The sequence below is a fragment of the Bradyrhizobium sp. KZN70725 genome (assembly GCF_055264925.1).
In genome coordinates this window covers 178,717-204,563 of record NZ_JBUYWT010000003.1, presented here as the reverse complement: position 1 = coordinate 204,563, position 25,847 = coordinate 178,717, and the positions used below count along the sequence as shown (strand labels likewise).

The window sequence follows — 25,847 nt, the reverse complement described above, 5'->3', positions numbered from 1 at the left end:
CGCGAAGCAGTTTCCGGCGGCGCGCGATGCGGCTATGCTCCGTGCGCGGCATGCAATCAACGATGCGAGGCTGAGATGGTCAAAGGTTCCGATTTGCTGGTCGCGGCCCTCGAGAATGAGGGCGTGGAGCGGGTATTCGGCGTCCCCGGCGAGGAGAACCTCGACGTGGTCGAGAGCCTGCGCAAATCCTCGATCAAACTGATCGTGACCCGCCACGAGCAGGCCGCGGCGTTCATGGCGGCGACCTATGGCCGGCTGACCGGAAGGCCCGGCGTCTGCATGACGACGCTTGGCCCCGGCGCGCTCAACCTCACGACAGGCGCCGCCTATGCGCTGCTCGGCGCGATGCCGATGGTGATGCTGACCGGACAGAAGGGCATCTTGAGCAGTCGGCAGGCCAAGTTCCAGATTGTCGACATCGTCAACACGTTTCGCCCGCTGACCAAATTGTCGCTGCAGATCGTCAGCGGCGCGACCATTCCGACCCTGGTCCGTGACGCCTTCCGCATTGCGACGCAGGAACGGCCGGGGCCGGTACTGCTCGAACTGCCGGAAGATATCGCTGGCGAGGAGATTGCGCCGGTCGAAATGATACCGCCGCATCCGATCGAGATTCCCATCGCGCACGCCGCCGCGCTCGACCGCGCCGCCGACATGATCCTGAAGGCGCAGCGCCCGCTGATCATGCTTGGTGCTGCGGCATCGCGTCCGCGTTCGACTGCCGGGATCGGCGATTTCGTGCGGCGCACGAAAATCCCGTTCATCACCACGCAGATGGGCAAGGGCACGGTGTCGGGCGGCACCAATCAGTATATGGGAACCGCCGCGCTGAGCGAGCGCGACTACGTGCACGAGGCGATCGACCGCGCCGACCTCATCATCGCGATCGGTCACGACACGGTCGAGAAGCCGCCTTTCATCATGGGCCCGAAGGGGCCGCAGGTGATCCATGTCAGCTACATGCCGGCAACGGTCGAGCAGGTCTATTTCCCGCAATGCGAGGTGATCGGCGACGTCGGTCCGAGCCTTGAATTGCTGGCCGATCGGGTCGAGGGAAAGCTGCCGCATGCCAGCGCGCTGCTCAGCCTGCGCCAAAGCATTCTGGCCAAGATCACCGATCGCGCCACCGAGGGCCGCTGGCCGCCGACGCCGCAGCGCATCGTGCACGATGTGCGGCAGGTCATTCCCGAGGACGGCATCGTCGCGCTCGACAACGGCATGTACAAGATCTGGTTCGCGCGCAATTACCGCACGCTGCTCGCGAACTCGCTGCTGCTCGACAACGCGCTCGCGACCATGGGCGCCGGCCTGCCGTCGGCGATGATGGCGGCGATGCTGTATCCGAAGAACCGCGTGCTCGCGGTCTGTGGCGATGGCGGCTTCATGATGAACTCGCAGGAGCTCGAGACCGCCGTCCGCCTCAATCTCAATCTGGTAATCCTGATCCTGGAGGATTCCGCCTACGGCATGATCCGCTGGAAGCAGGCGGTCGACAATTTCCCGGATTTCGGCCTGACCTTCGGCAATCCGGATTTCGTCAAATACGCCGAAAGCTACGGCGCCAAGGGTTCGCGGATCGCGAGCACGGATGCGATCGTTCCGACCCTGGAACGGGCGTTTTCCGGCGGCGGCGTGCATCTTGTCGTGGTGCCGATCGACTATACCGAGAACAAGCGGGTGCTGGTCGACGAATTGCGCGAGAAGGTGCAGCAGATCGATGTGTCGTAGAGCATGATCCGGACCCGAAGGGCCGCGTTAGCGCAAAGTGCGAAGCGGCTTTCCTCGCGACAAACGCAAAGCGTTTGCGCGGAGATCATGCTCAAACAAGACGCTAAAGCACGGTTGCGGTGGGCAAGGAACGAAAAGCCCTCGGCTTGATTGAACGTAAGCCGCCATGGTAGCACGCCACTGCATCACCATTGCGCAGATGGTCGGCGATACCAGATCTGAGAGGTCACGTGACTGCACCAAATCCTGCCGCCGGCAAACCCATCGATCCCGCCGCGCTCGCCAATGTGCCGCGGCTGGTCACGGCCTATTTTGCCGGCAAGCCCGACGCCGGCGATCCCGCCCAGCGGGTTGCGTTCGGCACCTCGGGCCATCGCGGCTCGTCGCTGAAGAATTCCTTCAACGAGGACCATATCCTCGCCACCACGCAGGCGATCTGCGATTACCGGCGCGAGAAGGGCCTCACCGGACCGCTGTTCATCGGCATCGACACCCATGCGCTGGCTGAGCCGGCGCTGGCCAGCGCGGTCGAGGTGTTCGCGGCCAACGGCGTCGAGATCATGATCGACGCGCAGGCCGGCTACACCCCGACGCCGGTGATCTCGCATGCGATTCTGAGCTACAACAAGGGCCGTAGCGCGGGCCTCGCCGACGGCGTCGTCATCACGCCGTCACACAACCCGCCGGAGGACGGCGGCTACAAGTACAATCCACCGCATGGTGGTCCGGCCGACACCGACGTCACCGCCGTGGTCGAGAAGAACGCCAACCGCTACATCGAGGCCGGCCTCAAGGGCGTCGCGCGGCTGTCCTATGATCGCGCGCGCAAGGCGGCGACCACGCATCTGCACGATTATATCACGCCCTATGTCGCCGATCTCGGCAACACCGTCGATCTCGCGCTGATCAAGTCTGCCGGCGTCAAGATCGGCATCGACCCGCTCGGCGGCGCGGCGGTGCACTACTGGCAGCCGATCATCGCGCGCTACGGCATCAACGCGTCAGTCGTCAACGAGGCGGTCGATCCGACCTTCCGCTTCATGACCGCGGACTGGGACGGCAAGATCCGGATGGACTGCTCGTCGCCTTATGCGATGGCGAGCCTGATCGGGATGCGCGACCGTTTCGACGTCGCTTTCGCCAACGACACCGACGCCGACCGCCACGGCATCGTGATCCGCTCGAACGGGCTGATGAACCCGAACCACTTCCTTGCCACCGCGATCGCCTATCTGTTCGCGCACCGGCCGCAATGGAGCAAGGACGCCGCGATCGGCAAGACCATCGTGTCGAGCTCGATCATCGATCGCGTGGCGAAGAAGCTGGGCCGCAAGCTGGTCGAGACGCCGGTCGGCTTCAAATGGTTCGTCGACGGGCTCGGCAGCGGCGGCTTCGGCTTTGCCGGCGAGGAGAGCGCGGGCGCTTCGTTCCTGAAGCGCGACGGCTCGGTGTGGACCACCGACAAGGACGGCATCATCCTCGGCCTCTTGGCAGCCGAGATCATCGCCAGGACCGGCCGCGATCCGAGCGAATTGTTCGGCGAGCTGACCGCCGAACTCGGCGTTCCCTATTACGAGCGCATCGATGTGGCGGCGACGCCGAAGCAGAAGAACGCGCTGAAGGCGCTCGGGCCCGAGCAGCTCAACATGACGCAGCTCGCCGGCGATGCCGTGCGCGCGGTCAGGACCAAGGCGCCGGGCAACGACCAGCCGTTCGGCGGCATCAAGGTCGAGAGCGAGGCGGGCTGGTTCGCCGCGCGTCCCTCCGGCACCGAGGATGTCTACAAGATCTACGCCGAGAGCTTCCGCGGGCCGGATCATCTGAAGCAGATCCAGGGCGATGCGCAGGCCGCGATCGCCAAGGTGTTCTGAAAGGCGCGGGCCGGGCAGAATTCATGCGAATATTGTTGACCGGCTCCTCCGGCTGGCTCGGCCGTTTCCTCGCGCCGCGGCTTCGACAGGCCGGCCATGACGTGGTCGGCCTCGACGTCGTCCCGGGTGAGGCGACCGATGTCACAGGCTCGGTAGCCGAACGGTCGGTGGTCGAGCGTGTGTTCGCCGATCACGGCATCGAGGCCGTGATCCATGGCGGGGCGCTGCACAAGCCTGATATCGCGCGGTTCGCGCCGCTGGCCTTTGTCGACGTCAACGTCACAGGCACGCTCAATTTGCTGCAGGCGGCAGTGGCTGCCGGCCACGACCGTTTCGTCTTCACCTCGACGACCTCGCTGATGATTTCGCAGGCGATCCGCGACGAGGAAGGCCATGCTGCGGTATGGCTCGACGAGACGACAGGACCGCTCGAGCCGCGCAACATTTACGGAGTGACAAAACTTGCCGCTGAAGGGCTGTGCCGTCTGTACAGCCGCGAGCACGGGCTGAACTGCGCGGTGCTGCGCACCAGCCGCTTCTTCCCCGAGGATGACGACACCATCCGTGACATCCACGGCGAGAACCTGAAGGCGACCGAGCTGTTGTACCGCCGCCTCACGGTCGAGGACGCCGCCGATGCCCATGTCGTGGCGCTCGACAAGATCCGCGGCTTCGAGGTCTTCGTGATCAGCGCGCCGACGCCGTTCAAGCGTGGCGATGTCGCCGACCTGAAGACGGACGCGGCCGGGGTCATCGCGCGCACATTCCCCGATGCGCCGGCGCTGTTCGCGCGGCGTGGCTGGCGCCTGCCGAAATCGATCGGCCGGATCTACGATGCCGGCAAGGCCGAACGGCTGCTCGGCTTCCGCGCCGGCACGGATTTCGCAGCGGTGCTCGGCGCCTTGCGCAGCGGCGCGCCGCTTCCCTTTGCGCACGATCCCGATTATGTCTCGCCGTCAACGAGGCTCGCAAATGGCTGATTTCCACGGCGTCTTTCCGTACCTGGTGTCCCCGGTCGACCCTGCCGGCCATGTCCGCACCGAGGTGCTGGGCCGGCTCTGCGACGATCTGGTCAAGGCCGGCGTCCACGGCCTGACGCCGCTCGGCTCGACCGGCGAATTCGCCTATCTCAACAATGCGCAGCGCATGCAGGTGGTGGCGACCACGATCGAGGCCGCGCAGGGCCGCGTGCCGGTGGTCGCCGGCGTCGCCTCGACCTCGACGGCGGATGCGGTGGCGCAGGCCAAGGCCTACCAGAAGCGCGGCGCGACCGGCATCCTCGCTATCCTGGAGGCCTATTTCCCGGTCGCCGATGCGCAGGTCGAATCCTATTTCCGCGCCATCGCCGATGCCGTCGACATTCCGGTCGTGATCTACACCAATTCGAATTTCCAGCGCTCCGACCTCACGCTCGACGTCATCGCGCGGCTCGCCGGGCATCCGCGCATCGGCTACATCAAGGACGCCTCGACCAACACCGGGCGGCTGCTGTCGATCATGAACCGCTGCGGCGACGGCCTGAAAGTGTTCTCGGCCTCCGCCCATATTCCGGCCGCGGTGATGCTGATCGGCGGCCACGGCTGGATGGCGGGCCCGGCCTGCATCATCCCGCGGCAGAGCGTCGAGCTCTACAATCTGTGCCGCCGCACCCGCTGGGATGAGGCGATGGCCCTGCAGCGCAAGCTGTGGCGCATCAACGAGGCGTTTGCCCGCTTCAACCTCGCCGCCTGCATCAAGGCCGGGCTCGCGAGCCAGGGCTACGACGTCGGCGATCCCGTGCCGCCGCAGGCGCCGCTCACGGCCGAGCAGCGCAAGGTGGTCGAGGCGGCGTTGCGCGATCTGGGCTGAGGCCGTCGGGGGGCTGCGCGGCAAAATGCCGGGCAATCCGCCTTGGCCATGCCGGAAACCTCCGCTTGGTCAGCGCGTTTGTTGCGTGGAGCACACCAATGAATCGGCGTACCGTCCTTGTCCTGGCCGTGATCGCGGCCATTCTGCTGATCTTCGCGGCCGGCAGCATCCGTCAGGCGCCGTGGAGCGGCCCGGCTGCCCGCGCGGTCACCGAGCGCGGCGCGCTGTCGGATGCCGAAAAGGCCAATGTCGAGATCTTCGAGAAGGTCTCGCCGTCGGTCGTGCAGGTGGTGACGCAAACCGCCGCCAATCCGTTGAGCGAGGAGCAGGAGGGCGGCGCGGCGTCGGGCACCGGCATTGTCTGGGACAATGACGGCCACGTCGTCACCAACAACCACGTGGTGCAGAACGCAAGCCAGGTCGCCATCCGCTTTGCCTCCGGCGAAGCGGTGCGAGCCGAAATCGTCGGCACGGCGCCGAACTACGATCTGGCGGTGCTGCGCATCCGCAGCGCGCGCAAGCTGCCGCCGTCACTGGCGCTCGGCAGCTCGGCCGATCTCAAGGTCGGCCAGTTTGCCTATGCGATCGGCAACCCGTTCGGGCTCGATCAATCGATGTCCAGCGGCATCATCAGCGCGCTCAAGCGCCGGCTGCCGACCTCGAGCGGGCGCGAGATCTCCAATGTGATCCAGACCGACACCGCGATCAATCCGGGCAATTCGGGCGGCCCGTTGCTCGATTCCGCCGGCCGGCTGATCGGCGTGACCACGGCGATCCTGTCGCCGTCGGGCTCGAATGCCGGCATCGGCTTTGCGATCCCGGTCGACATCGTCAATCGCGTGGTGCCAGACCTGATCCGCAACGGCCGCGTGCCGACGCCGGGGATCGGCATCGTGACCGCGAATGAGGCGGTCGCCACGCGTATCGGTGCCGAAGGATTGATCGTGGTGCGCACGACACCGGGGTCGCCGGCCGAGCGCGCCGGGATACGCGGGGTCGACATGTCGACCGGTGAGCTCGGCGACGTGATCACCGCGGTCGACGGCAAGCCGGTGCACCGGCTCTCCGATCTGGCCGACCAGCTCGAGCAGATCGGGGTCGGCAAGAAAGTGCGGCTCAGCGTGAACCGCGACGGCTCGGCGCGCGATGTCGAGGTCGCCATCGTCGATATCGGCCGGGCGCAATGATGTCGTCACTGGCCTGACGCGTGCCACCGGATTGTGCTTCCGCGCGCCGCGCGACGACACGCCTGTCCTCTGGCCGGCGCTGTGGTTGTCAGGCCGCCAAAATCCGCTAAAACCCCCGCCAAATTCTCTGGAAATTCTTGGAAGCTCGAAGGACCCTCTGATGAACATTCTTCCCGGCAGTATGCGTTTTGGTGCGGGCCAGCCAGTCAAGCGTCTGGAGGACCAGCGGCTGGTCACCGGGAAGGGGCATTTCATCGACGACAAGCCGCAGGACGGCGCGCTCTGGCTGCACGTGCTGCGCTCGCCGCACGCCCATGCCAACATCAAGTCGATCGACGCCAGGGCGGCGCTGGAGATGCCGGGCGTCAAGGCCGTCTATACCGGCGCCGACCTCGTCAAGGACGATATCGGCACGCTGCCGACGCTTGCGATCTTCAAGCGGCCCGACGGCTCGCCGATGACCGTGCCGCCACGGCGCCTGCTGGCGCATGATGTGGTGCGTTACGCGGGCGAGGGCGTCGCGGCTGTGGTCGCGACCTCGCGGGTGCTGGCGCAGACCGCGGCCGAGGCGATCGAGATCGATTACGAGGTGCTGCCCTCGGTGGTTGATCCGGTCGAGGCGATCAAGCCCGGTGCGCCGGCGGTCTGGCCGGAGGCGCCCGACAACATCGTGGCCGCGATGAGCTATGGCGATGCCGCCAAGGTCGAGGAAGCCTTCGCCAACGCCGCGCACAAGGTGTCGCTCGACCTGGTCAGCCAGCGCCTGGTGCCGTCGGCGATGGAGCCGCGCTCGACCATTGCCGAGATCGAGAAGAAGACCGGCCGGCTGATTCTGCACGTGCAGTCGCAGACTCCGGGTTCGACCCGCGACCTCTTGGCGGAATCGATCCTGAAGCGGCCGAAGGACAGCGTGCGCGTGCTGGTCGGCGACATCGGCGGCGGCTTCGGCCAGAAGACCAGCCTGTATCCGGAAGACGGCATCGTCGCCTATGCCGCGACCAAGCTGAACGAGAAGATCCGCTGGCGCGGCGACCGCACCGACGAGTTCGTCGGCGGCACCCATGGCCGCGACCTGACCTCGACCGGCGAGTTCGCGCTCGATGCCAAGGGCCGCGTGCTAGCCTACCGGGTGCGCTCGATAGGCGGCACCGGGGCCTATTCGTCGGGCACCGCCAACATCATTCCGCTGGTGCTCGGCCCGTTCGTGCAGACCGGCGTCTACGACCTGCCGCTGGTGCATTTCGAGGTGAAGTCGGTGATGACCCACACCGCGCCGGTCGGCGCCTATCGCGGCGCCGGCAGGCCCGAGGCGGTGTTCATCGTCGAGCGGCTGTTCGACGCCGCCGCGCGCCAGATCGGCATGGACCCGCGCACCATCCGCAAGGTCAACTACATCAAGCCGGCACAGCTGCCCTACACCAACGCGGTTGGGCAGGTGTACGATTCCGGTGCCTTCGCGCACATGCTGGAGCGCGCGTCTGATTTGGCCGACTGGAACGGCTTTGCCGCACGCAAGAAGGCGGCGAAGAAGAAGGGCCTGCTCTACGGCCGCGGTCTCACCAGCTACATCGAATGGACCGGCGGCCGCGCCCACACCGAGAACGTCTCGCTGCACGCGACCGCCGAGGGCCGCGTCATCCTGCATTCCGGCACGATGGCGATGGGGCAGGGCCTCGCCACCACCTACACCCAGATGATCGCTGATACGCTCGGCATCGCGATGGACAAGATCGACGTGATCCAGGGCGACACGGACCTCGCCACCGGCTTCGGCAGCGTCGGCTCGCGTTCGCTGTTCGTCGGCGGCACCGCGGTTGCGGTCTCCAGCAACGATATGATCAACAAGGCGCGCGACAAGGCCTCCAATTTGCTGGAGGCCTCCGTCGAGGACATCGAATATCGCGACGGCTTCCTCACCGTGGTCGGCACCGACAGGCGCATCAGCCTGTTCGAGATCGCGGCGAAGGAAAACGGCGCAAAGCTCTCGGTCGAGAGCGAGGGCAATGTCGACGGGCCGAGCTGGCCGAACGGCACGCATATCTGCGAGGTCGAGATCGATCCGGAGACCGGCGTCACGCGGGTGGTGCGCTACACCACGGTCGACGACGTCGGCGTCGCCGTCAATCCGATGCTGGTGACCGGGCAGGTGCATGGCGGCGTTGTCCAGGGCATCGGCCAGGCGCTGTACGAAGGTGTGGCCTATAGCGAGGAAGGCCAGCTGCTGACCGCGAGCTATCAGGACTATTGCATCCCGCGCGCGGATGACGTTCCGCCGATCACGGTGACGCTCGATGGCTCCGCGCCGTGCAAGACCAACCCGCTAGGCGCCAAGGGCTGCGGCGAGTCCGGCGCGATCGGCGGGCCGCCCTGCATCACCAACGGCGTGATGGATGCGCTGAGCGAGGTCGGAATCAAGCAGCTGAACACGCCGCTGACGCCGTCGAAGATCTGGCAGGCGATCCGCGACGCCAAGGCGACGGCCGTTTAGCCGTCATTCCGGGGCGACGCGCAGCGTCGAACCCGGAAGCTCGCGCCACAACATCGAGGTTCCCCGGTGCGCAATTGCGCACCTGAGGTTCATCGCTTTGCGATGCCCCGGAACGAGGTGCCCTACAGTCCCAGCACCATCTTCGCGATGATGTCGCGCTGGATCTCGGATGATCCGCCGAAGATCGTATAGGCGCGGCCGTTGAGATATTCCGGTACCACCGGCAGCAGTTCTTCGGGGATCGCCGGCTCGTGGTTGAGCCGGTAGAACGGCCGCGCCGGCTCGACGGCAAGTCCGTCCTGGCCGATCACGTCGACGCCGAGCCGCGTCACCGCCTGGCGGATCTCGCTGACGCGGAGCTTGATCAGCGACGACACCGCGCCCGGATTCTGCCCGGTCTGCAGCGCCGACAGCACCCTGAGCTCGGTCATCTCGAGCGCGTCGATATCGACCTCGACCTCCGACATCCGGATCGCGATGTCGGGATCCTCGATGGCGCGGCCGGTGACCTCGGAGTCTGCGAGATCGGTGATCGTCTTCAGCGCCTCGCGCAGCTTGGCCGACGCGATGCCGGAGCCGCGCTCGAATTCGAGCAGATATTTGCCGTAGGTCCAGCCCTTGCCTTCCTCGCCGACGCGGTTGACGACGGGCACGCGGACGTCGTCGAAGAACACCTGGTTGACCTCGTGGTCGCCGCCGATGGTCAGGATCGGGCGCGTGGCGATGCCCGGCGTCTTCATGTCGATCAGGATGAAGCTGATGCCGTCCTGCTGCCGCTCGCCGTCATTGGTGCGCACCAGCGCGAACATGCGGTTGGCGTGGTGCGCATGCGTGGTCCAGATCTTGGTGCCGTTGATGATGTATTCGTCGCCGTCGCGCACCGCGCGGGTCTTCAGCGAGGCGAGGTCGGAGCCCGAGCCCGGCTCGGAATAGCCCTGGCACCAGTAATCCTCGCCGGAGAGAATCCGCGGCAGATAGAAATTCTGCTGCTCGGGCGAGCCGAACCCGATGATGACGGGGCCGACCATCTTCACGCCCATCACGTTGACATTGGGCACGCCGGCGCGCGCGCATTCGGCCTCGAAGATCCAGCGCTGTGCCGGTGTCCAGTCCGGTCCGCCATGCTCCACCGGCCAGCCCGGCGCACCCCAGCCCTTCTTGTGCAGCGCGCGCTGCCAGGCCATGCCGATGTCGGGGTCGGAGAACACCGACGGCGTCAGCGCGGTGGCGCGCTTCATCTCCGGCGTCAGGCTGCCGGCAATGAAATCGCGGACTTCCTGCTCGAACGCGCGTTCCTCGGCACTGAAGGTGAGATCCATGGTGCGCTCTCCGTTAGGTGTGGGCGCGGCCGCTGAGCGCGGCGTGGCGGCGATAATGATGGGCGCTGTTGCCGAACAGCGTGTCGAAGGCGAGCAGCCGCTTGAAATAGGCGCCGATGTCGAGCTCCTCAGTGACGCCCATGGCGCCGTGCAGCTGCACCGCCTGCTCGGCGACGAAGCGCGCGCATTTGCCGATCTTCGCCTTGGCGCCGGACGCCGCACGGCTGCGGGCCACAGGCTCGGCATTGGCCATCAGCGCGGCGCGCAACGCCATCGAGCGCGCCTCGTCGACCTGCATCGCCACGTCGGCGAGGCGATGGCGGATCACCTGGTTGCTCGATAGCGGCCGGCCGAACTGCTTGCGGATCTTGGTATATTCGAGCGTGGTGTCGAGCAGCGTCTGCATGATGCCGACCGCCTCCGCGCCGAGCGCGGCCATCGCGCGGTCGACCACGGTTTCGATCGCGGGTAGCGCATCGCTGCCGTCGCCGAGCAGCGCATCGGCGGGCAATTGCACATCCCTGAGATCAAGATTACAGCCGCGCCCGCCGCCGAGCCGCGCGTAGTCGCGCAGCGTGAGCCCGGGCGTTTTCGCCGGCACCAGGAACAGGCCAAGCTTGCCCGATGCACCATTGGCGTTGGCGATACGGGCCGAGACGATGATCTGGTTGGCTGAAGCGCCGTCGAGTACGGCGATCTTGCTGCCGTTCAGGCGCCACCCGTCGGCGGTCTTGCTGGCCGTGGTGTCGACATGGGCGAGATCGAAGCGCGCGGCGCGCTCCGAATGCGCGAAGGTGAGCGTAAGCTTGCCCTCGGCAACATCAGGCAGGATCGCCTGCTTCTGCGCCTCGGTGCCGCACTCGGCGACCAGCGCGGCGCCGATCACGACCGTGGAGAGGAACGGCTCGGACACCAGTCCGCGGCCGAACGCTTCCATCAGCAGTCCGATCTCGATCGCGCCGCCGCCGAGCCCGCCATTGGCTTCACTGATCGGCAGCGCCAGCCAGCCGAGCTCGGCGAACTGTTTCCAGATCGCGGGCGAATAGCCCAGCGGATCGTTCGCCGCTTTCCTGCGATGCTCGGGGCTGAAGGTTTCCGCCACGAAGCGGTCGGCACTTTCGCGCAGCAGGCGCTGCTCGTCGCTGAGGGTGAGGTCCATCTGGCTTGCTACACGTTGGCGGTTTTCTTGACGGAGGGATGCAGACCCGCGGGGTCCACCACCATGCCGAATTCCTGAAGGTTGTGGGCGTGGCAGAGCTGATGCAGCGCGAAGGCCTGATCGATCGCGGCAGGCTGCCCCATGATGTCTATCGAGCGGTTCACCGCCTCCTTGGAAAGCTTCAGCGCAAAGGCGGGCTTTGCGGCAATCCGCCGCGCCAGCGCCAGCGTGAACGACGAGAGATCGCCGCGCGCCACCACGTGATTGACCATGCCGAGGCGATGCGCCTCGTCGGCGTTCCAGACGTCGGCGGTGAACAGCATCTCCTTGGCCTTGCGCGCGCCGAGCTCCCAGGGATGCACGAACCACTCGACGCCACAGACGCCCATCGTCACCACGGGGTCGCAGAACTCGGCATCGTTGCTGGCAACGATCAGGTCGCAGGCCCAGGCCAGCATCAGTCCGCCGGCGATGCACTTGCCGTGCACCTCGGCGATCGTCGGCTTTGCCAGATTGCGCCAGCGCCTTGTGATCTGCAGGTAGATCTCCTGCTCGCGCGCGAAGCGGCCATGGGCGTTCGGCTCGGCGAAGCCGCCCCAATTTCCGACTGGCGGGAAATCGGCACCGGCCTGGTTCTTGGCCCCTGGCCGCAGATCGTGACCGGCCGAGAAATGCGGGCCGTTGCCGGCGAGGATGATGACCTTGACCGCGTCGTCCTGCACCGCTCGGTCGAAGGCGGCGTTGAGGTCGTAGGTCATTTGCAGGTTCTGGGCGTTGCGGGCCTCGGGGCGGTTCATCACGATCCGCGCGATCGCGGGCTCGGGCCGTTCGACAACAATCGTCTCGAATTGTTCAGACGCCAATGGATCCTCCCGCGATCGATTTTTTTGCCATGATGAACGGCGCGGGCAGGGATAGGCAAGCGTCATCATCCGCAAAAGAAGCCGCGAAATCCGCCGCACGGGATTATCCGGCGAAAATCTGTTACGCTGACGCAGAATCCACCCGGGGAGGACCATCTTCATGCGCAAGCTTTGGACCGTGCTCGCAGCGCTGGCGACATTGAGCCTGACCAACTGCGGCTACAACGCGATCCAGACCAGTGACGAGCAGGTCAAGTCGAGCTGGTCGGAGGTGGTGAACCAGTACCAGCGGCGCGCCGATCTCGTGCCCAACCTGGTCAACTCCGTGAAGGGCTTTGCGCAGCAGGAGAAGGACGTGCTGCTCGGCGTCACCAACGCGCGCGCCAAGGTCGGCAGCATCCAGGCAACCCCCGAGGTGCTCAACGACCCGGCCGCGTTCCAGAAGTTCACGCAGGCGCAGGGCGAACTGACCAGCGCGCTGTCGCGGCTGCTGGTCGTCACCGAAAACTATCCGCAGCTGAAATCGGACGCGCTGTTCCGCGACCTGATGGCGCAACTCGAGGGCACCGAGAACCGCATCACGGTGGCGCGCAATCGCTACATCAAGGCAGTGCAGGACTACAACGTCGGCATCCGCACCTTCCCGAACAATCTGACCGCGATGGCGTTCGGCTACAAGGAGAAGCCCAACTTCACGGTCGACAATGAAAAGGAAATATCGACTGCGCCGAAGGTCGATTTCAATAATCCGTCGCCGGCCCCTGCGCCGTCGAAATAGCGCCGGCGTGCGCACATCGCGATGACCGCCGCACGCGTCATCCTGCTCGGCTTCCTGCTGGGCTTCGTGTGCCCGGCGTGGGCCGAGGTCGCGGTGCCTCCGCTCACCGGCCGCGTCGTCGACCAGACCGGGACGCTGTCGGCGAGCGATGTCGCGACGCTGACCGACCGGCTGAAGGATCTGGAGGCCCGCAAGGGCAGCCAGATCGCGGTCTTGATCGTGCCGACCACGGGCGAGGAAACCATCGAGCAGTTCTCGATGCGCGTGGCCGAGGCCTGGAAGATCGGGCGCAAGAAGGTCGACGACGGTGCGCTCCTTGTCGTCGCCAAGAACGACCGGCACTTGCGCATCGAGGTCGGCTATGGCCTCGAAGGCGTGCTGAGCGATGCCGTCACCCACCGCATCATCGACGAAGACATCACGCCGAAATTCAAGGCCGGCGATTTCGCTGGCGGCATCTCGGCCGGCGTCGACCGGATGATCCGCCTGATCAATGGCGAGAAATTGCCGGCGCCGGAGCCCGAGCATTGGCAAGGGCCGAACCTGGTCGACTTCGCCAATCCGGTGACGATCTTTATCGTCATCATCGTGGCCGGCGTGTTGCGCGGGATACTGGGGCGGTTGCTGGGCTCGGTCGCGACCGGCGGTGTTGTCGGCGTCTTCACCTGGATGGTGGCCGGCTCGCTCGCCACTGCGCTGGTGGTCGGCCTGTTCGCCGCCGTCGCGGCGCTGATCTTCGGCGGATTGAACTTCGGCGGTCCGACGGCAGGCTCGGGACCGTACCGGCGCGGCGGCGGTTATTCCGGCGGCTGGTCCGGCGGCGGGGGCTGGAGCAGCGGTTCGAGCTCGAGCGACAGCGGCGGCTTCAGCGGCGGAGGCGGCAGCTTCGGCGGCGGCGGCGCCTCGGGGAGCTGGTAGGCATGGGCATCAAGCGCATCGGCAAGCATCTGCTCGAGCACCGCTGGCGGGTGCGGCGTGATTTTCCGCCGCGCGTGCTCGACGCCATCGAGCGGGCGATCAAGGCCGGTGAGGCCACTCATTCCGGCCAGATCCGTTTCGTCGTCGAGGGCGCGCTCGACGGCGTGCCGCTGTTCCGCAATCAGCCTGCGCGGGAGCGCGCGCTCGACGTGTTCTCGCATTTGCGGATCTGGGACACCGATCACAACAATGGCGTCCTGATCTATCTGTTGCTCGCCGACCGCGACGTCGAGATCGTCGCCGATCGCGGCATCGACGCGAAGGTCGGCCATGCCGGCTGGGAGGCGATCTGCCGCACGATGGAAACGGATTTCCGGGCCGGCCGGTTCGAGCAGGGCGTGATCAAGGGGATCGAGGCGGTGTCGCGCGAGCTGGCAAAGCATTTCCCGCCACCGGCCGGCCCGAACGAGCTGCCGGACAAGCCGGTGGTGATTTAGGGACTGAGTGGTCGGGTGCTCTTCATCCTCCCCTGGAGGGGGAGGATCGACGCGAATGCAATGAGCGGCGAGGTGGGTGAAGGTCTCTCCGCGTGAACGCTACCCGAGGGGAGAGATCACCCCACCTCGGTTCGCATTGCGCTACGCTTCATGCGAACCGATCCTCCCCCTCGAGGGGAGGATAAGACGACCGCCTTTTACGCCTTCACCGATGGCCGCGCGCCGACGCGGTTGAACCAGGCGACGATGTTGGCGTTCGACTGGTCCAGCGGCTGGCCGACCTGGTTGCCGAAATCGAGCCAGCAATAGAGCAGCATGTCGGCGAGCGTGAAGCGCTTGCCGCAGATGTAGTCGCGGCCGTCGGCCATCTGGTCATTCAGCCATTTGATGCGGTTGGCGGCGATCATCTTCAGGCCGGGCGAGGCTTCGGGCGCAACGGGAATGCGCTTCTCGAAGAATTTCAGCGCTTCGCCGAAGCGGTAGCCGTTGGCGAGCGGCTCGGCGATGTTGAGATCGACGCGGCGCGTCCACATCCGGCATTCCGCGCGCTCTTCCGGCGTGGTGCCGATCATCGCGGGCGAGGGATGCTTCTCCTCGAGATATTCGCAGATCGCCGTGATCTCGGAGAGGTAGTTGCCGCAGTCGAGCTCGAGCGCCGGCATCTGGCCGTGCGGATTGCGCTTCAGGTGTTCCGTCTCGCGGTTCTCGCCCTTGCGCAGGTCGACGGCCTGTTTGGGTATCTCGATGCCCTTCTCCGCCATGAACATGCGCACGATGCGCGGATTGGGTCCGATCGAGTCGTAAAGCTTCATGATCCTCGCTCCCTGTTTCTTCAACGTTGTTGTTGCCGCTGTTGAACAGACCGGGCGCGGATTTGTCAAATGTGAAGGCGCTCGGTCGCCCGAACGTCATTGCGACCCGTTGGCTCGCAACGACGGGGAGGAACTGAGCTCAATCGTCGAGCTTGTTGAGGTCGCGCACCGACTGCATGATCGGCTCGAAATTCGAGCGCGCATCGAGTGCATCGAACAGTTGCGCGGTGTCCTCGAGCAGGCCGTGCGAGCGCTGCAGCGCGATCCGCACATCGTCCTGCGGCGTGTCGGACAGCCGGCCATGTCCCGACAGCAGGATCTTCGAGTTGAGGCCCTTCAGCCGCTCCAGCGACTGGATATAGTCGGCGATCGAGCCGGAGCCGAACACGCCGCCCATCACGCCGCCGGGCATCAGCGTGTCGGCGGCGAACAGCAGGCCCTTGTCCTGGTCGAACAGCGTGATGCAGGCCGAGGTGTGGCCGGGCGTGTACATCACGTTGAGGCGAAAATTGCCGAGGTCGATCAGGTTGCCTTCCTCGAGCCAGATGTCGATATCGATCGGCACGTTCGGCTCGTTGAACATCTTGCGCAGCATCGAGAAATCGTCGCGCAGCATGATCTTGTTGGCGGCGAGCCGGTGCGCGGCGACGTAGGCGCTGCCGTGGAAATGGTACGCCGCGCCGATGTGGTCGAGATGCTCATGGCTCAGCACCACCATGTCGACCATCTCGGGCGTCACCCCGAGATGGTTGAGACAGGCGACGAGCGACGGATAATTGCTCGACAGTCCGACGTCGATCATGATGGTCCGTTTGCTGCCGCGCACCAGATAGGCGTTCGCCGCACGGTTCTTGAAGCGGATCTGATAGACGTCGTCGGCGGCCTGGATCAGCGTTGCGACCTCGGCGTCGAACAGCGTCTTGAACGGGCTTGGCTTGCGGTCGCTCATGGGGTTGCCGCCGTCCGGTAAGTGACCGCGTTGGATGCGCGCAGGCGCTTCGAGAGCGCATCCATCACCATCAGCGCGAACGCCGGCTGCTGGCTGACCAGATAGACGAAGCGGGCGTGGTTGATCCGCATCACCCGCGTTGCGGGCGCGGAGGCGATGGCGGTCGCCGAGCGCGCCGAGCCGTCGATCACGGCCATCTCGCCGAAGAACTCGCCCTTGCCAAGGCTGACGATAACAGTCTTGTTTCCGCGATCGATCTTGGCGATGTCGACCTTGCCGTCGAGCACGACAAACAGCTCGCGGCCGGTCGAGCCTTCCTCAAAGATGACGTCATCGACACCAAATTCCTTGATGCATTTCTCGATCGTCATGGCGCTCTCCTGCCTTCTGGCTGAAGATGGCGGTATGTTAATCGGGAAAGCGCCGCGCGCAAACGGAAGCGGCGCAGATTGCCGCAGGGCAGCATCGCCCAAATCCGGCCCGGAAAACTCCCTAAAATTTAGGTAATGGCGGAGCGGGGTAACCATTTCGCAAGCAATAAAAGTTACCGAATTGTCAACCTAGTCTGGAGACTTTGAACGTGAGTGAGCAGCAGAGCGAGCCGGTCAGCGGTCAAACTGGCGCCGAAATGGCGGCGAAAAGCGAGCCCGTGATGGCCGCGACCGGTGTCGAAGCTCCCCGGCTTGCGCCCGAGCAGGAAGAGACGTCGCCAAGGGCGGACGCGCCCCGTATGGACGCGCCCAAGGTTGAACCCTCAAAGGTTGAACCCTCAAAGGTTGAACCGCCCAAGATCGAGTCCATGATCGAGCCGAAGGTCGAGGCCAAGGTCGAGCCGACCAATATGGACGTGCCCAGGGTCGCGACCGGCAAGCGGGAAGAGCCGCATTTTCCGGGCAAGCTGATGATCATGGCGCCGGGTGACCGCACCTGGGACCATGAGGCGACCGCATCCAGGCCAGGCGCCGAACAGGCGGCCAAGGCGGCAGGCAAGCCGGCCGGCACGCGCCGGATCGGCGCGATGGCCGCGGTGATCGCGCTGGCGACCGTGGCCGGCGCCATCGGCGGTGCGCTCGCGACCGCGGGGCTCGGCCATCTCGCCGCCCCCGCTGCTGCCTCCGTCAGGGATGTGGCTGCCAAGGACGCCACCGCCAACAAGGAGGCGGCCGATGCCGCGCTCGCCCGGATCGAATCCGAGGTCGCCGCGCTGAAGGCCAGCGTCGAGCAGACCGCCAAGGCCGGCCAGGCCCAGTTCAGCAAGACCAATGACCGGATCGAGAAGGTCGAGAAGGCCCAGGCCGAGCCGATGGCCAAGCTCAACAAGCTCAGCGAGGCGGTCGACAAGCTCCGCGCCGCGCCGCAGACCGCCGTCGCCGCGGCGACGCCCGCCCGCGAGGTCACGGGCTCGATCACCCCGGCGACTGCCGCGGCGGCGCCGGCCGCCCCCAGGCCAGAGGTCGGCCGCCTGCCGGTGGTCGACGGCTGGTCGCTGCGCGACGTCGGCAATGGCGGCGCGCTGATCGAAGGCCGCGGCGGCATCTACGAGGTTTACGCGGGCGACCCCGTCCCCGGTCTCGGCCGCGTCGATGCCATCCGCAAGCAGGACGGCCGTTGGGTGGTCGTCACCAGCAAGGGCCTGATCGTTTCGCGCTGATCTCCGCAACCCGACAACACCAAGGCGCTTCACCACGATGTGAAGCGCCTTTTTTCTTGAATAGGGTTTGCCGCGCGGTGTTAGTGGGGGCATGAGCCGCGCGCTGAAATGCCTTCTGGTGATGTACGTTCTGCTCTGCGGCGCCGCGCCTGGACGTGCCGCCGAGGATCGCGCGCTCGAGCGCGGCGCGGCGGCGATCGATCCCGCTATCCTGCGCGAGCTCGATCACGGCCGCTTCAGCCTCGGCCGGATGCTCGCGCCGGAGCGTTCCGCCGACACGCCGCTGTCCAACCGCGATCTGTTCGCCTTGCCTGCGATGGTTCCGGTGCGCGAGACGCTGGATCGCGAGTTCGATCGTTATGTCGCAAAGCATAAGGCAAGCCTGCCGAATGAGAGCATTGGCGTCGGCGACGGCTTTGCGTTTCAGCTGTTCGACCGCGCGCTGCTCGAGTCCCCCGATGTTCGGTTCGTGCTTGCCGGCATCGTCAACCGCATGGACCGCGCCTATGTGGCGCCGAAAGATTGCGGCGAGATCCGGTTGATCTACCGGCTGACCCGTACCGATGTGTCGCCGATCGGCGAGAACGCGGTGTCGCAGAGGCTGCCGATGACGCTGAACCTCGTGCTGAAGGCGAAAGGCGACGGCAACGACGCATCGCTCGGCTGCCGCGAAATCGCGCGGCGCTGGCTCGCGACCGGCAGCGCGCCGCCGGCGATGGAGAAGTTGCTCGGCAAGGATGGTCCGCTCGACCTGATCGATGCGCGCAATATCGATCGTATCGAGACCAATCTGCAGATCGCGCACGCGCCGAAATCCGCGGTGCGCGATTTCCGCACCGACTATCTGCTCAAAGTGTTCGATTATGACGGCGTGGCAAAACGGTTTGCCGAAGCACCGCTGGAGAACCAGATCGATCGCGACCGCATTCTGGCGGACGGGGCACTGAGGCGCGACTTCAAGGCGTGGTTGCTCGATCCCAAACATCTTGCCGAGCTCGATCGCGGCACCTTGCTGATCCCCGATCGCTTCCTCGCGACCGTAGCGGTCGCGCCGACGCCGACTGGTTTCGATGTCAGCGAGCTGGAGCCCGAATTCGGCATGGTGCAGGGTGAGGGCACGGCCGGCAATGCGGTGTTCTCCGATGGTGACGTCGTCGGCGCCCTGCAGAAGGCTGCGGCCGACGGAACGAAGCTGCAAAACATCCAGTCGCTGGCCGGCTTCGAGCGGCGCCTCAACGATGTCACCTGCGCGGGCTGTCACCAGACCCGCGGCATCGGCGGCTTCCATTTCCCCGGCGTCGACTGGATGGCGGCAAAGCCGTCGAACTCCACCGTGGTGCCGGCCTCGCCGCATTTCTTCGGCGACCAGCCTCGCCGCCGCGATATCCTCGCAAGCTTCCGCGACGGCAAGGCGCCGGACTTTTCGCGCGGCTTCTCCAACCGGCCGCAGCTGCGCGGCAGCGCGGAACTTGCCGGCACCGAATACAGCGACGGCTGGGGCGCGCATTGCTATCTGCCGGGCGCGAGGCCCGCCGAGACCGACCGCAGCTTCCGCGGCTGGACCTGCGCCGACGGCCTTGCCTGCCAGGTGGCCGGGAAGGCCTCGCGCATCGGCATGTGCTTCGTGAAGGGCCGGTGATTTCCGCCGGAACCGGAGCGGCTGCGCGTCATTATTCGATGCTACATTCCACGTCGCGACCATGCCCCGAACAGCCAGCCTTGAGCGGAGACCGGCCGATGAGTGCTCCCGAGGACGACAAGCAGCGCGACCGCGAGATCGCGGCCAACGAGGCCGAGCATCAGGCGGTCAGCGCCGTCCGCGTCAGCAGCTGGGCGATCGGGCTCGCGGTCATCCTCGGCATCATCGTTGTGGCCATCGTCTGGGCCTGGATGAAAAGATAGCTTCCTAGGCGTCGGATGCCTGCGATGGAATGCCCGCTGACCTCGTAGCCCGGATGGAGCGAAGCGAAATCCGGGATTGCGTGATCCGATTGCGAGACTTGTCCCGGATTTCGCTTCGCTCCATCCGGGCTACTCACGAAGGTGGTTAGTTCGCTACGCCACCGCGCCCGACGCGCGCAGCTTCTGGATCGTGGCCTCGTCGTAGCCGGCCTGGCGCAGGATCTCGTCGGAATGCTCGCCGACCTCGGGCGGTTTGCGCGGCTGCACCTTCCTCGCGCCGTCGATGAAGATCGGGCTGTTGACGGTCAGCATGGTGTCGTTCTCGAAGCGCACCAGCACCTCGTTCTCGATCATCTGCTTGTCGTTCGGGATGTCGTCGAGGATGCCGACGACGCCGAACACGAGACCGTTGCCGTCGAGGATCTTGCGCCATTCGGCGAGGTCCTTGCCGGCGAACACCTCGTCGAAGATCTTGATCAGCTCGACCGAGCGCGCATGGCGGTCCGCCTTGGTGGCGAAGCGCGGATCGGCGACGAGATCCTCGCGGCCCATGCAGCGCGCCAGCGTTGGCCATTGCCGGTCTTCGTTGAGCAGCGACAGGATCAGCCAGCGGCCGTCCTTGCACTTATAGTGGTTGGTGACCGCGTTCAGCGCCTCCTCGCGCGGCTTGCGCTTCTTGAACTTGGCGCCGGCGAGCTTGGCCTGCGCCAGCACGCCATTGGCCCAGACGCCGTTGGCCATCAGATTGGTCGAGACGTGCGAGCCCTTGCCGGTCTTCTCGCGCTGGAACAGCGCGGTGACGATCGCGCCGTAGAACGCCATCGCGCAGGGGTGATCGCCCATGCCGGCGACCGAACGGGCCGGAGTGGTCTCCTCGTCGGCGCGCACCAGATCCATCAGGCCGGAGCGGGCCCAATAGGCGTTGGAGTCGAAGCCGGGCTTGTTGGCCTCTTCGCCCTTCTCGCCATAGCCGGTGAAGGACGCGTAGATCAGCCGGTCGTTGAGATGGGCAAGATGGTCGTAGGTGATGCCGAGCTTTGCGCGCACCTGCGGCGGCATGTTGGTGATGAACACGTCGGCCTCGGCGACGAGCTTGTACAGCACCTGCTGCGCGTCAGGCTTGGTGAGGTCGAGCGCGAGGCTCTTCTTGTTGCGGGCCTCCAGCATCCACGCGAAATTGTGCTCGCTCGATGGATAGCCGGGCAGATTGGGCAGATTGCGATAGGGATCGCCGGCGCCGGGCGGCTCGATCTTGATGACGTCGGCGCCGAAGTCGGACAGCACGGTGGCGGCCGCGGGTGCCGCGATGAAGCTCGCGCAGTCCAGGACCTTGAGCCCGTCAAAAATGCCTTTTTCCATCGTGCCGTCGCTCCCGTGGCGCTTGTTGGTGTTTTTCCGGTAGCTGGAATTATCGCAAGCAATGATCCCGATCGGACCGCCATTTGACCCATCTGGGGGGCACGATGCAACCAAGTCATTCCGGACCTGGCGCCCATGCACCATGCCGGAATGACATGTCGGTGATGAGTATTACTCCACCCCCGCCATCAGCGCCGCATTGCCGCCCGCGGCGGCGGTGTTGATGGTGATCGTCTGCTCGGTGGCGAAGCGCGCGAGGTAATGCGGGCCGCCGGCCTTGGGGCCGGTGCCGGACAGGCCGCTGCCGCCGAACGGCTGCACGCCGACCACCGCGCCGATCATGTTGCGGTTGACATAGATATTGCCGACCTGGAGGCGGTCGATCACGTGCTCGATCGTGTCGTCGATGCGGGAATGGATGCCGAGCGTCAGCCCGAACCCGGTCGCCTCGATCGCACTCAGCACCTCGCCGAGCTTGTCGGCGCGGTAGCGCACCACATGCAGGATCGGGCCGAACACCTCTTCCTTCAATTGCCCGGCCGCCGACAGTTCGAAGATGTGCGGCGCGACGAAATTGCCTGATGGCGCCTCGCCGGCGAGATGCACGCGCGCCTCCTGCTTCATTTGCGCGATATGCGCATCGAGCCGCTGCTTGGCGTCGGCATCGATCACCGGTCCGATATGCGTCGACGGTTCGGAGGGATCGCCGATCTTCAATTCGCGCGCGGCGCCCGCGATCATCTCGATCATGCGGTCGGCGACGTCGTCCTGCACGAACAGCAGCCGCAGCGCCGAGCAGCGCTGGCCGGCGGAGCGGAACGCCGAGGTCACGACGTCATCCGCGACCTGCTCGGGCAGCGCGGTGGCGTCGACGATCATGGCATTGATGCCGCCGGTTTCGGCGATCAGCGGCACGATCGGGCCGTCCTTGGCGGCGAGCGTGCGGTTGATCGACCGCGCGACCTCCGTCGAGCCGGTGAAGACGACCCCGGCGATGGTGGGATGCGCCACCAGCGCGGCGCCGACCGCGCCGTCGCCCTGGATCAGATGCAGCGCCGATGGCGGCACGCCGGCCTGATGCAGCATGGCAACGGCTTCGGCTGCGATGCGCGGCGTCTGCTCGGCCGGCTTTGCGATCACCGCATTGCCCGCCATCAATGCCGCCGTCACCTGGCCGAGGAAGATCGCGAGCGGGAAATTCCACGGCGAGATCGCGACGAACGCGCCGCGGCCGTGCAGCTCCAGCACATTGCTTTCGCCGGTCGGGCCCGGCATCGTCTCGCCTTCGCCGAACAGCTTTTGCCCCAGCGCGGCATAGTAGCGGCAGAAGTCGATCGCCTCGCGTACTTCCGATAGCGCATCATCGAGCGTCTTGCCGCCCTCGCTTTGCAGCAGAGCGAGGAAGTGGGCGCGGCGCTGCTCGAGCAGCTCCGCGGCCTTGTCCAGGATCGCCGCACGCTTTATGGCCGGCGTGGCGTTCCAGGCCTTGAAGCCGCGGCGCGCCGCGGCAACGGCGGCATTCGCCTGCTCGGTGGTTGATGGCGTGACGGAAGGCGAAGCCTTCCGTTCGGCCGCGATCGCCGACGTCAGCGCGCCGAGCGCCTTGCGTTCGCCGAATTCGATGCCGTGCGAGTTCTCGCGCTGCGGCCAATAAAGCTCGGCCGGCAACGGAATCGCGGAGTGCGACGCCTTGTCGTCGGTGCCGACGATCTCGGCCGGGCGGCGCAGCAGGTCCACGATGGACACGCGATTGTCGGCGGCCAGCGCCACGAAGGACGAGTTGGCGCCGTTCTCGAGCAGCCGCCGCACCAGATAGGCGAGCAGGTCGCGGTGGCTGCCGACCGGCGCATAGGTGCGGTGGGCGATCTCGGGCCTGTCCTCGCCGAGCTGGGCGTAGAGCGCTTCGCCCATGCCGTGCAGCCGCTGGAATTCGAAGCTTGAGGGATCGTCGGCGAGTTCGAGGATGGTTGCGATCGTCAGCGCGTTGTGGGTGGCGAATTGCGGAAACAGCCGAGGCCGCAGCGCCAGCAGCTTGCGCGCGCAGGCGACGTAGTTCAGGTCGGTCATCGCCTTGCGGGTGAACACCGGATAGCCGTCGAGCCCACGCTCCTGCGCGCGCTTGATCTCGGTGTCCCAATAGGCGCCCTTGACCAGGCGCACCATCATCCTGCGATCCAGCGCACGCGTCAGCGCATCGACATAGTCGATGACGTCGGCGGCGCGCTTCTGATAGGCCTGGATCGCGAGGCCAAAGCCGCTCCAGCCGGCGAGCGAGGGGTCGGCGAATGCGGCGGCGATGACGTCGAGCGACAGCTCCAGCCGGTCGGCCTCCTCGGCATCGACGGTGAAGTTGAGGTCGAACGCCTTGGCGCGGCGCGCGAGATCGATCAGCTGCGGCACCAGCTCGGTCATCACCCGCGCGTGGCTCACCGCCTCGAAGCGCGGATGCAGCGCGGAGAGTTTCACCGAGATGCCGGGCCGGTCGGGCAGGGGCTGATCGCCGGCCGCCTTGCCGATCGCATCGATGGCGCGGGCGTAGGATTCGAAATAGCGATGGGCATCGTCGGCGGTGCGCGCACCCTCGCCGAGCATGTCGAACGAATAGCGCGAGCCGCGCGCCGTGTGCGATTGCGCGCGCGACAGCGCCGCCTCGATGGTCTCGCCGAGCACGAAATGGCTGCCCATCAGCCGCATCGCCTGCCGTGTCGCGGCGCGCACCGCCGGCGCACCGAGTCGCTTCGTCAGCCGCCCGATCGTGCCCTGCGGCGTCTCGCCGGGCTGGATCACGCGCGCCGACATGCCGAGCGCCCAGGCCGAGGCGTTGACCAGGAACGCGCTCGATCTGGTCTCGTGGTTGACGAAGTCGCCCTGACCGAGCTTGTCCTCGATGAACTGGTCGGCGGTACGCGCGTCCGGCACCCGCAGCAGCGCCTCCGCCAGCACCATCAGCGCCAGCCCTTCCTTGGTCGACAGCGCGAACTCCCGCAACATGTCCTCGATCCCGCCGAGCGGATCGTCATTGGCCCGGATCGCCTCGATCAGGCGCGTCGCGGTGCGGTCGATCCGTGCCTCCGCCTCCGCGCCGAGCGTCGCGTCCTGGCGCAGGCGGGCGGCGATGGCGCTGTCGTCTGGCGCATACGGCGCGCTGAACGGGGGCGGGAGCGGCAACGGGTCTGGCATGGCGGTTCCTTGAGATTGTGTGGGAACACGTACGCGCTAGTGAACCGTAGTTCGATAGACAAATTAGCAGATTTGCCTTAAAAAATCAGGATCAATTCGAGAATTACCGTAGATATGACAGAAATCGACAAGACTGACCGCAAAATCCTCTCGATCCTGCAAGGGGATGGCCGGATTGCCAATGTGGAGTTGGCGGAAAGGATCGGCCTGTCGCCGACCTCGGTCGGCGAACGGTTGAAGCGGCTGCAGCGCGACGGCTTCGTCGAGGGCTATGGCGCCCGGCTCAATCCGCACCGGCTCGGGCTTGGTCTGCTGGTGTTTGTCGAGGTGTTGCTCGACAAGACCACGCCCGATGTATTCGAGAAGTTCGCCAGGGCGGTCCAGACCGCGCCGGAAGTGCTCGAGTGTCACATGGTGGCCGGCGGCTTCGACTATCTGGTCAAGGCGCGGGTCGCCAACATGACCGCCTATCGCAGGTTTCTCGGCGAGACCCTGCTGGCGCTGCCGGGCGTGCGGGAAACGCGAACCTACGCGGTGATGGAGGAAGTCAAGCGCGACGCGCCGCTGCCGGTCTGATCCACAGCCATGCGCCGGATGTCTTGGCATCGCGACACGCCCGCGATAATCCTTTGGTCGAGTTGGGGCGGTGGTTCATGAAAGACGCTGATCAGCCGATACGAATGAAGCGGGCCGGATTTGCCGGCGCGCTTGCTGTGCTCATGCTGTCGTTGCCGTCGGCCATGCCGGCCCGCGCGGCCGAGCTCAGCTCCGGCATCCTGCAGCTCTACACCTCGGTCTCGATCTATCCGCCGTCGGCGACGGGGATGACCGTCTGTTACGGCTTCGTCTGCCGGCGTCGCGAGATGCTCGACTTCAGCGCAGCCGACCGGGCGGCTCTGGCCAAGATCATGGCCACGGGCCGCGCCAATGCCGCCGCCGAACGCGCGGCCGTGCAAAAGGCCGTGATCTGGTTCGACCGGCGCATGGGGCCGATCCTCGGCACCGACAAGCGCGTGGCGAAAGCGGATTTCCGCGCCAACGACGACAAACACAATTATGATTGCTGGGACACGACGCGGAACACGACCAGCCTGATGCTGGTGATGCAGGCGTGGAACCTGTTCAGGTTTCATGACGTTGGGGATCCCCACTACCGCGGATTTTCGTTGGCGCAAACACCGCACAACACCGCCGTTCTCGTCGAGCGCGCGACCAAGGTGGAATGGGCGGTCGATCTCTGGCCCCGCGGCTATCTGCAACCGCCTGATGTCATGACCGTCGCCAAATGGGTGACGGAAGATTGAACGGCTGAGCGTCGCAGCTGCGCGTTTCGCGCTG

Annotated in this window: 22 protein-coding genes; 14 read left to right on the top strand and 8 right to left on the bottom strand. The window is 66.0% G+C overall.

What is annotated here, in order from left to right:
- The first annotated feature begins 75 nt into the window (after window positions 1–75).
- From ACZBJS_RS04515 to ACZBJS_RS04490, 6 genes are all read left to right on the top strand, one after another.
- Window positions 76–1,728 carry an acetolactate synthase large subunit gene (locus ACZBJS_RS04515; RefSeq protein WP_316395290.1) on the top strand — a complete coding sequence of 551 codons (1,653 nt, stop codon included), beginning with the start codon at window positions 76–78 and terminating at the stop codon, window positions 1,726–1,728.
- Window positions 1,729–1,958: 230 nt separating this feature from the next.
- Window positions 1,959–3,599 carry a phosphoglucomutase (alpha-D-glucose-1,6-bisphosphate-dependent) gene (gene pgm / locus ACZBJS_RS04510; protein ID WP_316395291.1) on the top strand — a complete coding sequence of 547 codons (1,641 nt, stop codon included), beginning with the start codon at window positions 1,959–1,961 and terminating at the stop codon, window positions 3,597–3,599.
- A gap of 23 nt (window positions 3,600–3,622) precedes the next feature.
- The gene (locus ACZBJS_RS04505) at window positions 3,623–4,579 is read left to right on the top strand and encodes an NAD-dependent epimerase/dehydratase family protein (protein WP_316395292.1); all 957 of its coding nucleotides are present in this window, start codon (window positions 3,623–3,625) and stop codon (window positions 4,577–4,579) included.
- On the top strand, window positions 4,572–5,447 hold the full coding sequence (locus tag ACZBJS_RS04500) for a dihydrodipicolinate synthase family protein (RefSeq protein WP_316395293.1): 876 nt from the start codon (window positions 4,572–4,574) through the stop codon (window positions 5,445–5,447). Before ACZBJS_RS04505 ends, ACZBJS_RS04500 begins: the two co-directional genes overlap by 8 nt.
- A gap of 98 nt (window positions 5,448–5,545) precedes the next feature.
- Window positions 5,546–6,634, top strand: coding sequence for a S1C family serine protease (locus tag ACZBJS_RS04495; protein WP_316395294.1), 1,089 nt, complete (start codon window positions 5,546–5,548; stop codon window positions 6,632–6,634).
- A 160-nt stretch (window positions 6,635–6,794) separates the two neighbouring features.
- The gene (locus ACZBJS_RS04490) at window positions 6,795–9,122 is read left to right on the top strand and encodes a xanthine dehydrogenase family protein molybdopterin-binding subunit (protein WP_463438452.1); all 2,328 of its coding nucleotides are present in this window, start codon (window positions 6,795–6,797) and stop codon (window positions 9,120–9,122) included.
- A 122-nt stretch (window positions 9,123–9,244) separates the two neighbouring features.
- Here the strand turns inward: ACZBJS_RS04490 and ACZBJS_RS04485 are convergent, their stop codons facing one another.
- The 3 genes from ACZBJS_RS04485 to ACZBJS_RS04475 are packed head-to-tail and all read right to left on the bottom strand — an operon-like array spanning window position 9,245 to window position 12,463.
- Window positions 9,245–10,441: an acyl-CoA dehydrogenase family protein gene (locus ACZBJS_RS04485; RefSeq protein WP_316395296.1), complete on the bottom strand. Its 1,197-nt coding sequence runs from the start codon at window positions 10,439–10,441 to the stop codon at window positions 9,245–9,247.
- A gap of 13 nt (window positions 10,442–10,454) precedes the next feature.
- Window positions 10,455–11,600, bottom strand: a complete 1,146-nt coding sequence (locus ACZBJS_RS04480) for an acyl-CoA dehydrogenase family protein (protein ID WP_253625666.1) — start codon at window positions 11,598–11,600, stop codon at window positions 10,455–10,457.
- A gap of 8 nt (window positions 11,601–11,608) precedes the next feature.
- A complete protein-coding gene (locus tag ACZBJS_RS04475) occupies window positions 11,609–12,463 on the bottom strand; it encodes an enoyl-CoA hydratase (protein ID WP_082653946.1) in 855 nt (284 codons plus the stop codon).
- Between the two features lie 160 nt (window positions 12,464–12,623).
- Here ACZBJS_RS04475 and ACZBJS_RS04470 point away from each other — a divergent pair, with 160 nt between their 5' ends.
- From ACZBJS_RS04470 to ACZBJS_RS04460, 3 genes are read left to right on the top strand one after another with little or no spacing between them, the layout of a single operon-like run.
- Complete coding sequence (locus ACZBJS_RS04470; protein WP_028334935.1) at window positions 12,624–13,241, top strand: LemA family protein; 618 nt, start codon at window positions 12,624–12,626, stop codon at window positions 13,239–13,241.
- Window positions 13,242–13,262: 21 nt separating this feature from the next.
- Window positions 13,263–14,159: a TPM domain-containing protein gene (locus tag ACZBJS_RS04465; RefSeq protein ID WP_316395297.1), complete on the top strand. Its 897-nt coding sequence runs from the start codon at window positions 13,263–13,265 to the stop codon at window positions 14,157–14,159.
- Window positions 14,160–14,161: 2 nt separating this feature from the next.
- Complete coding sequence (locus ACZBJS_RS04460) at window positions 14,162–14,656, top strand: TPM domain-containing protein (protein ID WP_057019261.1); 495 nt, start codon at window positions 14,162–14,164, stop codon at window positions 14,654–14,656.
- Between the two features lie 197 nt (window positions 14,657–14,853).
- Here the strand turns inward: ACZBJS_RS04460 and ACZBJS_RS04455 are convergent, their stop codons facing one another.
- From ACZBJS_RS04455 to ACZBJS_RS04445, 3 genes are all read right to left on the bottom strand, one after another.
- Complete coding sequence (locus tag ACZBJS_RS04455; RefSeq protein WP_225646486.1) at window positions 14,854–15,468, bottom strand: glutathione S-transferase family protein; 615 nt, start codon at window positions 15,466–15,468, stop codon at window positions 14,854–14,856.
- 139 nt (window positions 15,469–15,607) lie between these two features.
- Window positions 15,608–16,417 (bottom strand): MBL fold metallo-hydrolase, encoded by an 810-nt coding sequence (locus ACZBJS_RS04450; RefSeq protein ID WP_057019263.1) that lies wholly within the window; start codon window positions 16,415–16,417, stop codon window positions 15,608–15,610.
- Window positions 16,414–16,788, bottom strand: coding sequence for a Crp/Fnr family transcriptional regulator (locus ACZBJS_RS04445; protein WP_018273297.1), 375 nt, complete (start codon window positions 16,786–16,788; stop codon window positions 16,414–16,416). Before ACZBJS_RS04445 ends, ACZBJS_RS04450 begins: the two co-directional genes overlap by 4 nt.
- A 203-nt stretch (window positions 16,789–16,991) precedes the next feature.
- Between ACZBJS_RS04445 and ACZBJS_RS04440 the strand changes: the two genes are divergently transcribed.
- The 3 genes from ACZBJS_RS04440 to ACZBJS_RS04430 all read left to right on the top strand — a co-directional run bounded on the left by ACZBJS_RS04440 (window position 16,992) and on the right by ACZBJS_RS04430 (window position 19,970).
- A complete protein-coding gene (locus ACZBJS_RS04440) occupies window positions 16,992–18,068 on the top strand; it encodes a hypothetical protein (RefSeq protein WP_463438451.1) in 1,077 nt (358 codons plus the stop codon).
- 91 nt (window positions 18,069–18,159) lie between these two features.
- Window positions 18,160–19,707, top strand: coding sequence for a hypothetical protein (locus ACZBJS_RS04435; RefSeq protein WP_316395299.1), 1,548 nt, complete (start codon window positions 18,160–18,162; stop codon window positions 19,705–19,707).
- A 98-nt stretch (window positions 19,708–19,805) separates the two neighbouring features.
- Window positions 19,806–19,970 (top strand): hypothetical protein, encoded by a 165-nt coding sequence (locus ACZBJS_RS04430; protein WP_316395300.1) that lies wholly within the window; start codon window positions 19,806–19,808, stop codon window positions 19,968–19,970.
- Window positions 19,971–20,123: 153 nt separating this feature from the next.
- Here the strand turns inward: ACZBJS_RS04430 and ACZBJS_RS04425 are convergent, their stop codons facing one another.
- Together ACZBJS_RS04425 and putA are read right to left on the bottom strand one after the other, a co-directional pair.
- Window positions 20,124–21,329: a CaiB/BaiF CoA transferase family protein gene (locus ACZBJS_RS04425; protein ID WP_057019265.1), complete on the bottom strand. Its 1,206-nt coding sequence runs from the start codon at window positions 21,327–21,329 to the stop codon at window positions 20,124–20,126.
- Window positions 21,330–21,500: 171 nt separating this feature from the next.
- Window positions 21,501–24,509 (bottom strand): bifunctional proline dehydrogenase/L-glutamate gamma-semialdehyde dehydrogenase PutA, encoded by a 3,009-nt coding sequence (putA, locus tag ACZBJS_RS04420; RefSeq protein WP_316395301.1) that lies wholly within the window; start codon window positions 24,507–24,509, stop codon window positions 21,501–21,503.
- A gap of 114 nt (window positions 24,510–24,623) precedes the next feature.
- Here putA and ACZBJS_RS04415 point away from each other — a divergent pair, with 114 nt between their 5' ends.
- Both ACZBJS_RS04415 and ACZBJS_RS04410 read left to right on the top strand, forming a co-directional pair.
- Complete coding sequence (locus ACZBJS_RS04415) at window positions 24,624–25,085, top strand: Lrp/AsnC ligand binding domain-containing protein (RefSeq protein ID WP_038386239.1); 462 nt, start codon at window positions 24,624–24,626, stop codon at window positions 25,083–25,085.
- A 104-nt stretch (window positions 25,086–25,189) separates the two neighbouring features.
- The gene (locus ACZBJS_RS04410) at window positions 25,190–25,813 is read left to right on the top strand and encodes a hypothetical protein (RefSeq protein ID WP_375166689.1); all 624 of its coding nucleotides are present in this window, start codon (window positions 25,190–25,192) and stop codon (window positions 25,811–25,813) included.
- The last annotated feature ends 34 nt before the right edge of the window (window positions 25,814–25,847 follow it).

Coding starts and splice junctions, on each gene's coding strand:
- ACZBJS_RS04435 (WP_316395299.1), top strand. CDS start 18,160: ATGAGCCGCGCGCTGAAATGCCTTCTGGTGATGTACGTTCTGCTCTGC.
- ACZBJS_RS04465 (WP_316395297.1), top strand. CDS start 13,263: ATGACCGCCGCACGCGTCATCCTGCTCGGCTTCCTGCTGGGCTTCGTG.
- putA (WP_316395301.1), bottom strand. CDS start 24,509: ATGCCAGACCCGTTGCCGCTCCCGCCCCCGTTCAGCGCGCCGTATGCG.
- ACZBJS_RS04455 (WP_225646486.1), bottom strand. CDS start 15,468: ATGAAGCTTTACGACTCGATCGGACCCAATCCGCGCATCGTGCGCATG.
- ACZBJS_RS04500 (WP_316395293.1), top strand. CDS start 4,572: ATGGCTGATTTCCACGGCGTCTTTCCGTACCTGGTGTCCCCGGTCGAC.
- ACZBJS_RS04410 (WP_375166689.1), top strand. CDS start 25,190: ATGAAGCGGGCCGGATTTGCCGGCGCGCTTGCTGTGCTCATGCTGTCG.
- ACZBJS_RS04450 (WP_057019263.1), bottom strand. CDS start 16,417: ATGAGCGACCGCAAGCCAAGCCCGTTCAAGACGCTGTTCGACGCCGAG.
- ACZBJS_RS04515 (WP_316395290.1), top strand. CDS start 76: ATGGTCAAAGGTTCCGATTTGCTGGTCGCGGCCCTCGAGAATGAGGGC.
- ACZBJS_RS04460 (WP_057019261.1), top strand. CDS start 14,162: ATGGGCATCAAGCGCATCGGCAAGCATCTGCTCGAGCACCGCTGGCGG.
- ACZBJS_RS04430 (WP_316395300.1), top strand. CDS start 19,806: ATGAGTGCTCCCGAGGACGACAAGCAGCGCGACCGCGAGATCGCGGCC.
- ACZBJS_RS04425 (WP_057019265.1), bottom strand. CDS start 21,329: ATGGAAAAAGGCATTTTTGACGGGCTCAAGGTCCTGGACTGCGCGAGC.
- ACZBJS_RS04495 (WP_316395294.1), top strand. CDS start 5,546: ATGAATCGGCGTACCGTCCTTGTCCTGGCCGTGATCGCGGCCATTCTG.
- ACZBJS_RS04485 (WP_316395296.1), bottom strand. CDS start 10,441: ATGGATCTCACCTTCAGTGCCGAGGAACGCGCGTTCGAGCAGGAAGTC.
- ACZBJS_RS04470 (WP_028334935.1), top strand. CDS start 12,624: ATGCGCAAGCTTTGGACCGTGCTCGCAGCGCTGGCGACATTGAGCCTG.
- ACZBJS_RS04480 (WP_253625666.1), bottom strand. CDS start 11,600: ATGGACCTCACCCTCAGCGACGAGCAGCGCCTGCTGCGCGAAAGTGCC.
- ACZBJS_RS04445 (WP_018273297.1), bottom strand. CDS start 16,788: ATGACGATCGAGAAATGCATCAAGGAATTTGGTGTCGATGACGTCATC.
- ACZBJS_RS04415 (WP_038386239.1), top strand. CDS start 24,624: ATGACAGAAATCGACAAGACTGACCGCAAAATCCTCTCGATCCTGCAA.
- ACZBJS_RS04505 (WP_316395292.1), top strand. CDS start 3,623: ATGCGAATATTGTTGACCGGCTCCTCCGGCTGGCTCGGCCGTTTCCTC.
- ACZBJS_RS04490 (WP_463438452.1), top strand. CDS start 6,795: ATGAACATTCTTCCCGGCAGTATGCGTTTTGGTGCGGGCCAGCCAGTC.